This window comes from Aeromonas sp. TW 6 (assembly GCF_013168745.1).
In the GTDB taxonomy this organism is placed as follows: Bacteria; Pseudomonadota; Gammaproteobacteria; order Enterobacterales; family Aeromonadaceae; genus Aeromonas; species Aeromonas caviae.
Map to the genome: position 1 here is coordinate 1 of NZ_JABERS010000079.1, position 7,841 is coordinate 7,841.

At 63.9% G+C, this 7,841-nt stretch carries 8 protein-coding genes; all 8 read right to left on the reverse strand.

Going from position 1 to position 7,841, the window contains the following annotated elements; translation table 11 throughout:
* Positions 1-166: 166 nt before the first annotated feature.
* Positions 167-574 (reverse strand): lactoylglutathione lyase, encoded by a 408-nt coding sequence (gene gloA, locus HKD46_RS20600; protein ID WP_039038673.1) that lies wholly within the window; start codon positions 572-574, stop codon positions 167-169.
* 77 nt (positions 575-651) lie between these two features.
* Positions 652-1,293, reverse strand: a complete 642-nt coding sequence (gene nth, locus HKD46_RS20605) for an endonuclease III (RefSeq protein ID WP_005302279.1) — start codon at positions 1,291-1,293, stop codon at positions 652-654.
* Positions 1,294-1,307: 14 nt separating this feature from the next.
* Positions 1,308-2,066, reverse strand: a complete 759-nt coding sequence (locus HKD46_RS20610) for an electron transport complex subunit E (protein WP_010674312.1) — start codon at positions 2,064-2,066, stop codon at positions 1,308-1,310.
* A gap of 16 nt (positions 2,067-2,082) precedes the next feature.
* Positions 2,083-2,715 carry an electron transport complex subunit RsxG gene (gene rsxG / locus HKD46_RS20615; protein ID WP_043156385.1) on the reverse strand — a complete coding sequence of 211 codons (633 nt, stop codon included), beginning with the start codon at positions 2,713-2,715 and terminating at the stop codon, positions 2,083-2,085.
* Between the two features lie 43 nt (positions 2,716-2,758).
* Positions 2,759-3,811, reverse strand: coding sequence for an electron transport complex subunit RsxD (gene rsxD, locus HKD46_RS20620; protein WP_010674314.1), 1,053 nt, complete (start codon positions 3,809-3,811; stop codon positions 2,759-2,761).
* 3 nt (positions 3,812-3,814) lie between these two features.
* The gene (gene rsxC, locus HKD46_RS20625; RefSeq protein WP_171865912.1) at positions 3,815-6,448 is read right to left on the reverse strand and encodes an electron transport complex subunit RsxC; all 2,634 of its coding nucleotides are present in this window, start codon (positions 6,446-6,448) and stop codon (positions 3,815-3,817) included.
* Positions 6,449-6,462: 14 nt separating this feature from the next.
* Positions 6,463-7,029, reverse strand: a complete 567-nt coding sequence (gene rsxB, locus HKD46_RS20630; RefSeq protein ID WP_042017194.1) for an electron transport complex subunit RsxB — start codon at positions 7,027-7,029, stop codon at positions 6,463-6,465.
* Between the two features lie 4 nt (positions 7,030-7,033).
* Positions 7,034-7,615, reverse strand: coding sequence for an electron transport complex subunit RsxA (gene rsxA, locus HKD46_RS20635; protein ID WP_039038677.1), 582 nt, complete (start codon positions 7,613-7,615; stop codon positions 7,034-7,036).
* Positions 7,616-7,841 lie beyond the last annotated feature (226 nt).

The window sequence follows — 7,841 nt, forward strand, 5'->3', positions numbered from 1 at the left end:
CAGGCGTGAATGAAGTCGAGAGCTTGGTCGATACGCATAAAAAAATCCGAAACCCAACAAGGAGTTTCGGATTCTTACACAGCCTGAGGATCGGTCAATGGATCCTTAACTGATCGGCATTAGGCCCTGGGCCCCGTTGTTTTTCTCACCGCCAGGCGGCGTGGGCTCAGGCGCCCAGGCCGTTACCGGCGTCTTTCTTGGCAATCAGCTCAATCTTGTAACCGTCCGGGTCTTCCACGAAGGCGATGACGGTGGTGCCGCCCTTCACCGGGCCCGGCTCGCGGGTGATCTTGGCGCCGGCGGCGCGCAGTGCCTCGCAGGTGGCATAGATGTCGTCCGCTTCCAGGGCGATGTGGCCATAGGCGGAACCGAGCTCGTACTCGCTCACCCCCCAGTTGTAGGTGAGCTCGATGACGGCTTCATCCTTCTCGTCGCCGTAGCCGACGAAGGCCAGGGTGTACTTGTATTCGCTGTTCTCGCTCTTGCGCAGCAGTGTCATGCCCAGCACTCGGGTGTAGAAGTCGATGGAACGTTGCAGATCGCCGACGCGCAACATGGTATGCAGAATTCTCATTGCTCAATTCTCCGGGTTGGTGGATTGGTACTGCCTTGAATCCATGGCCCGAGACCGGATCCGCAGAGGCCTGCAGATCAACTCTCGGGATAGACCTTCTCTTTGTATTCGCACAAATCTTCGATGATGCAGGAGCCGCAGCGGGGCTTGCGGGCGAGACAGGTGTAACGCCCGTGCAGGATGAGCCAGTGGTGCACGTCCAGCTTGAACTCGGCGGGGACCACCTTGAGCAGCTTCTCCTCCACCTGATCGACGTTCTTGCCCACGGCAAAGCCGGTGCGGTTGGAGACCCGGAAGATATGGGTGTCGACGGCGATGGTGGGCCAGCCGAAGGCGGTGTTGAGCACCACGTTGGCGGTCTTGCGGCCGACGCCGGGCAGGGCCTCGAGGGCCTCGCGATTCTCCGGCACCTCGCCGCCGTGGCGCTCCAGCAGAATGGCGCAGGTCTTGATGACGTTCTCGGCCTTGGTGTTGAACAGGCCGATGGTCTTGATGTACTCCTTGACCCCGTCCACCCCCAGATCCAGCATGGCCTGGGGGGTGTTGGCCACCGGATAGAGCTTGTCGGTGGCCTTGTTGACGCTCACGTCGGTGGCCTGGGCCGAAAGCAGCACGGCGATGAGCAGCTCGAAGGGCGTGGTGAAGTTGAGCTCTGTGGTGGGATGGGGGTTGTCATCGCGCAACCGCTCCAGGATCAGCCTGCGTTTCTGGTTGTTCATGGCTCTCTCTTGTCTCAGAGCTGGGTAGTGCGGGCGCCCGCCGCCGGCACGGTGCAGTGGGCCTTCTCGGCACTCTGCTTGCGGCCCATCCAGTCGTTGATGGCGTTTTTGCCGGCGATCATCAAACCGAGGCCGATGAAGCCGCCGGGGGGCAGGATCGCCAGCAGCAGGCTGGCGTCGGCGTGGAACAGCTCGACGCGCAATGACTTGGCCCAGTCACCCAGCAGCAGCTCGGCACCGTCAAACAGGGTGCCCATGCCGATGATCTCGCGAAGGCCCCCCAGTACCAGCAGCACCAGGGTAAAGCCCAGCCCCATCATGAAGCCGTCGAGGGCGGCAAGCAGGGGCGGGTTCTTGGAGGCATAGGCTTCGGCGCGGCCGATGATGACGCAGTTGGTGACGATGAGGGCGATGAAGATGCCGAGCGCTTGATAGAGGCCGTAGGTGTAGGCGTTCATCAACAGCTGCACGCTGGTCACCAGGGCCGCGATAATCATCACGTAGACCGGGATGCGGATATCCTTGGGCACCCAGTTGCGCACCAGGGAGACGGCGAGGTTGGAGCAGACCAGTACCACCATGGTGGCAAGGCCGAGCCCCAACGCATTGGTAAAGGTGGAGGAGACCGCCAGGGTGGGGCAGAGTCCCAGCACCTGCACCAGGGAGGGGTTGTTCTTCCACAGTCCCTGCAGCATCAGCTCCTTGAGCTCTTCGCGGCGGCCACTTTCCCCGGCGGGTTGGCTGGCCGTGTCAATCACGTCGACTTGTTCCATAGCGTGTGCTCCGGCGTTAGGGGTTGGTATGGCAGGAGGGGGCATCGTGCAGCAGTTCGGGGTGCTCCTGTTGCAGCCTCAGCAAATTTTTCACCGCCTTGACCACGGCCCGCGGGGTGATGGTTGCCCCGGTGAAGGCGTCGAATTCGCCGCCATCCTTCTTCACCGCCCAGGTGGTGTCGTTGTCGGCCGTGAGGGACTTGCCGGTGAAGCTGTCGATCCAGCTGGATTTCTTCAGTTCTATCTTGTCACCAAGCCCCGGGGTTTCCTTGTGGGCCAGCACCCTGACCGCACTGACGGCCCCCTTGGCATCGGTGCCGACCACCATGCGAATGGCTCCACTGTAACCATCGGGGGCCACGGTTTCCAGCGCGTAGCCGGTATGCACCCCCTTGAGGGTGGCGGTATAGAGGGGCATGGGCTCATCGCTGCCCAGGTATTCCCGGCTGCTGACCAGCTTGCAACTGGCCACCAGATCGTTGTCATAACTCCCCTCGGGCAGCAGGGCCTGCAGGGTGCGCAGCTTCTCCAGCTCTTGCTGGTGGGCGATGCGATCCCGGGTCAGTTCGTTGGTCAGCACCACCATGGCGGTGCAGCCGAGGGCAAAGAGGGCCAGGGTCAGGCCATTCTTGCGCATGCTTTTCAACATGGGAGGCTTCCTGTCTCGCGTCTGTGGCAATTCAGATGTGGGTTCATTTGCGACGGGCTCCATAGACCTTGGGGCGGGTCAGACTGTCAATCAGGGGAACGCACAGGTTGGCCAGCAACACGGCGAAGGCGAAGGCATCCGGATAGCCGCCAAAACGGCGGATGACATAGACCAGCACGCCGATGAGCACACCGTAGACGAGGCGCCCCTTTGCGGTGGTGCTGGCACTCACCGGATCGGTGGCGATGAAGAAGGCCCCGAGCATGGTGGCACCGCTGAACAGGTGCAGCATAGGGGTGGCGGTGGCATCCGGGGTGGCCAGATAGCCCAGGGTGGCAGCGAGCAGCAATGCGCCCAGCACGGCAGTCGGAATGCGCCAGTTGATCACTTTCTGCTGGAGCAGGAAGAGGCCTCCCAGCAGGTAGCCGAGGTTGACCCAGCTCCAGCCGATACCACCCCAGCCCTCGAAGACCTTGTGGGTCATCACTTCGGTGGCGGTCAGTCCCTGGGTCAGTCCGGTCTTTAAGGTATCCAGCGGCGTGGCCATGGTCAGGCCATCCACCCCCTGCTTGAGCTGCAGCATGCTGTAGCCGTCGAGGCTGAAGCCGGTGAAGATCACCGAGGCCGCATCGGCGAAGCCGATGTCGTAGGCGGCGATGCTGGAGGGGGGCAGCCAGCTGGTCATCTGGACCGGGAAGGAGACCAGCAGCAGCACATAGGCCACCATGGCAGGATTGAACAGGTTCTGACCGAGCCCGCCATAGAGATGCTTGGCGATGATGATGGCGAACGCCGTGCCCAGCACCAGCATCCACCAGGGCAGCAGGGGGGGCAGGGAGAGACCGATGAGCACGGCGGTGAGCGCCGCGCTGCCATCCAGCAGGGCCGGTTTGACGGGGCGGCCGCGCAGGCGAAGGACCAGGGCCTCCGAACCCAGGGCAGTGACCAGCGCCAGCAGGATCTGGATCAGGGTCCCCCAGCCGAAGAACCAGGTCTGCGCCAGGAAGCCGGGCAGGCAGGCCAGGATCACCAGCACCATCAGGGTCTGGGTCTGTTTGCGGTTGTGGGCAAAAGGCGCACTCGCGATATTGAACATGGATCAGTGGCTCTTGTCGGTCGAAGGGGAGGAGGCAGCCTCGGCCGCCAGCTTCTTGGCTTTGGCCCGGGCGATGGCGGCGGCGATGGCCGCCTTCTTGGGGTCTACCTCGGCGGCGGGCTCGGATGCGGCGGCAGGTGCCTCGGCGGTGGCGGTATCGCTTGTGTTTGCGGAGATGCCACCTGCGTCCAGCGGTGCGTCACCTTGCGCCTGGGCGGCTTTCTTGGCCTTGGCCCGGGCGATGGCGACGGCGATGGCCGCCTTCTTGGGGTCCACCTCGGCGGCGGGTCCGGATGCGGCGGCCGGGGCCTCAACGGCGTGTTCGGTTGTGTTCACGGATGTCTCACCCGCGACCACCGGTGCATCACCTTGCGCCTGAGCGGCCTTCTTGGCCTTGGCCCGGGCGATGGCGGCGGCAATGGCCGCCTTCTTGGGGTCCACCTCTGCGGCGGGTTCGGATGCGGCGGCCGGGACCTCAACGGCGTGTTCGGTTGTATTCACGGATGTCTTATCCGCGACCACAGGCCCATCACCGTGCGCCTGTGCGGCCTTCTTGGCCTTGGCCCGGGCGATGGCGGCGGCAATGGCCGCCTTCTTGGGATCCACTTCTGCGGCGGGTTCGGATGCGGCGGCCGAGGCCTCAACGGCGTGTTCGGTTGTGTTCACGGATGTATCACCCGCGACCACCGGCCCGTCACCTTGCGCCTGAGCAGCCTTCTTGGCCTTGGCCCGGGCGATGGCGGCGGCAATGGCCGCCTTCTTGGGGTCCACCTCTGCGGCGGGTTCGGATGCGGCGGCCGGGGCCTCAACGGCGAGTTCGGTTGTGTTCACAGATGTCTCACCTGAGACCACCGGTCCGTCACCTTGCGCCTGGGCGGCCTTCTTGGCCTTGGCACGTGCCAGGGCGGCGGCGATGGCGGCCTTCTTGGGATCCAGCTCTGCCTTGGGATGTTGCTCCCCAGGTGCCGGGGTGTCAGCCAGCCCATTGCCCTCGCCATTGGCGGCCTTGGCGGCACGACGGGCGATGGCCTCCTGCTTGCGTGCCTCACGGGCGGCAATCATGGCGTCGTTGTCCGGTGCGGGTTCACTCACGGCCACCTGGGCCGTCTCCTGTTTGGCCTTGATGCGGGCCAGGGCGGCGGCGACCGGATCTTCGCCCCCGGCCGTCGTCATGGCCTGGCGACGCTGGGCTGCGGCCTCGGCGTGGCGGGCTTCGCGGGCCGCCTTCTCACGCTCGAAGCGAGCCTGCTTGGCCTCGAAGCGCTGCTTGGCACGTTCGGCCTTCTCGGCCTCGGCACGGGCCTCGCGGATGTCATCCTTGGCGATCTTGTAGTACTGCACCAGGGGGATTTCGCTCGGGCAGACCCAGGCACAGGCGCCGCACTCGATACAGTCAAAGAGGTTGAGCTTCTCGGCCTTGTCGTACTCCTTGACCCGGCTGTACCAGTAAAGCTCCTGGGGCAGCAGGGTGGCGGGGCAGGCATCGGCGCAGGCACTGCAACGGATGCAGGCCTGTTCCGGGCCGGGGGGCGGCAGCTCGGCGCGGGTGGGGGAGAGCAGGCAGTTGGTGGCCTTGACCACGGGGACCATGGCGTGGGGCAGGGTGAAGCCCATCATGGGGCCCCCCATGATGACCCGCTGATCCGCCTCCGGTTGCAGCTCGAAACGCTGGAGCAGCCAGCGTACCGGCGTGCCCAGACGCACCCAGGCATTGCCGGGTTTCTTGAAGGCGTCGCCGGTGAGGGTGACGATGCGCTCGATGAGCGGCTCCCCATCGATGATGGCGCGCTTGATGGCAAAGACGGTGGCGACGTTGAGCACCATGATGCCCATGTCCACCGCCCGGCCTCCCTTGGGCACCTGGCGTCCGGTGAGCAGCTCTATGGTCTGTTTGGCGCCGCCGGAGGGGTACTTGGTCGGTACCGACTTGACCAGCACGTCGGCGTCGCTGGCATGGCGGGTCAGGGCCTCGATGGCCGCCGGTTTGTTGTCTTCCACCCCGATCAGGGTGAGCTTGGGCTTGAGCAGGTGCTTGAGTACCCGGATGCCGTCCATGATCTCGTCGGCGTATTCCTGCATCAGACGGTCATCTGTGGTGATGTAGGGTTCGCACTCCAGCCCGTTGACGATGAGGATCTCGGTGAGCTGGCCACGGCCGTCGAGCTTGCTGTGGGTCGGGAAGACGGCGCCGCCGAGCCCGGCGATGCCGGCCTGCTGGATGCGCTCGAGCAACGCCCCCCGCTCCAGGTTCCAGTAGTCAGGCTGGGGTGTGCGCTCGCCCCAGGCATCGTCTCCGTCCGGGGTGAGGAGGATGCAGAGATCGTCAAGACCGGAGGGGTGCGCCACCGTGTGCTGCTCGATGGCGGTGATGGTGCCCGAGGTGGAAGCGTGCACCGGCACGATGCGTCCCTTGTCAAAACGGGTGAGGGGTTGCCCTTTCTTGACCTTGTCCCCCACCCGCACCAGCAGTTCGCCGGCCGGACCCGCGTGCTGGCGCACCGGAATGATGAGCTGTGGGGGAAGGCCCGCGTCAACGACGGGGGTCAGGCTTGACTGGTGCTTGTTCTCGGGGGGATGGATGCCGCCGTGAAAATCCCACAGAGTGCCGGCTTTGATGCGTTCGAGCAGATGCTGCATGGTTACTCCGCTGTTTATTCCACTATCTTGACCGGAATGGCGACCTTGGCCAGATCCCATTTCCAGTTGTCGACCGTGGTCGGCACCGGGATCATTTCGATACAGTCGGTCGGGCAGGGGTCGACGCAGAGGTCGCACCCGGTGCACTCGGCCGCGATGACGGTATGCATCGCCTTGGTGGCACCCAGGATGGCGTCGACCGGACAGGCCTGGATGCACTTGGTGCAACCGATGCACATGTCTTCGTGAATGAAGGCCACCTTCTTGACGGGGATTGCCGCGTCTTCACCGCCGTCCAGAGACTGGGGCTCGACGCCCATCAGGTCGGCAATCTTGCGCATGGTGGCGTCGCCACCGGGCACGCACTTGTTGATCTTGTCGCCATTGGCCAGGGCTTCGGCGTAGGGTTTGCAGCCCGGGTAACCGCACTGGCCGCACTGGGTCTGGGGCAACAGGGCATCGAGCTGATCGACGATGGGATCGGCCTGCACATGAAACTTGACGGCGGCAAAGCCGAGAATGATGCCGAAGGCCAGGGCAAGCAGGGCCAGCACCAGAATGGCAAAGAGTATGTGAATCATAGCGTTATATCTTGATGAGGCCGGTAAAGCCCATGAAGGCCAGCGACATCAGGCCAGCGGTGACCATGGCGATGGAGACGCCACGAAACGGTGCCGGCACGTCGGCAGCCACCAGCCGCTCACGCATGGCGGCAAAAAGGATCAGCACCAGGGAGAAGCCGACGGCGGCCCCGAAGCCGTAGATGATGCTCTGGATGAAGTTGTGGCGCTCGTTGATGCTGAGCAGCGCCACGCCGAGCACGGCACAGTTGGTGGTGATGAGCGGCAGGAAGATGCCGAGCAGGCGATAGAGGGTCGGGCTGCTCTTGCGGATCACCATCTCGGTGAACTGGACCACCACGGCGATCACCAGAATGAAGCCCAGGGTGCGCAGGTAGGCGATCTCCAGCGGGATCAGGATATAGTGCTCCATCAGATAGGAGCAGGCGCTGGCCAGCGTCATGACGAAGGTGGTGGCCAGACCCATGCCGATGGCGGTTTCCAGCTTGCCGGAGACACCCATGAAGGGGCAAAGGCCGAGGAACTTCACCAGCACGAAGTTGTTGATCAGCACGGTGCCGACCAGTAAAAGCAGGTACTCAGTCATTGAAGATGGGTTATCCGGTATGAAGGCGGCCGTATTATCTGATGTTAGGTGCCTTTAGACAACCGCAAGGCCGTATGGTTATTATTCGAATGCCCAATTCTTGACATCCTCCCCCACCTTAGCGCTTCGCGTCACAGGAGGGGGATTCCCATTACTGGGTGATAGCTGCTCGCGCAGTACCGGGTTCCTGCTTCATCGGGCGGCCTGATTGCACCACGCCTCCACA

Excerpts from the sequence above, each read along its gene's own strand:
- rsxB (WP_042017194.1), bottom strand. The coding sequence starts at position 7,029 with ATGATTCACATACTCTTTGCCATTCTGGTGCTGGCCCTGCTTGCCCTG.
- rsxD (WP_010674314.1), bottom strand. The coding sequence starts at position 3,811 with ATGTTCAATATCGCGAGTGCGCCTTTTGCCCACAACCGCAAACAGACC.
- nth (WP_005302279.1), bottom strand. The coding sequence starts at position 1,293 with ATGAACAACCAGAAACGCAGGCTGATCCTGGAGCGGTTGCGCGATGAC.
- gloA (WP_039038673.1), bottom strand. The coding sequence starts at position 574 with ATGAGAATTCTGCATACCATGTTGCGCGTCGGCGATCTGCAACGTTCC.
- rsxA (WP_039038677.1), bottom strand. The coding sequence starts at position 7,615 with ATGACTGAGTACCTGCTTTTACTGGTCGGCACCGTGCTGATCAACAAC.
- HKD46_RS20610 (WP_010674312.1), bottom strand. The coding sequence starts at position 2,066 with ATGGAACAAGTCGACGTGATTGACACGGCCAGCCAACCCGCCGGGGAA.
- rsxC (WP_171865912.1), bottom strand. The coding sequence starts at position 6,448 with ATGCAGCATCTGCTCGAACGCATCAAAGCCGGCACTCTGTGGGATTTT.
- rsxG (WP_043156385.1), bottom strand. The coding sequence starts at position 2,715 with ATGTTGAAAAGCATGCGCAAGAATGGCCTGACCCTGGCCCTCTTTGCC.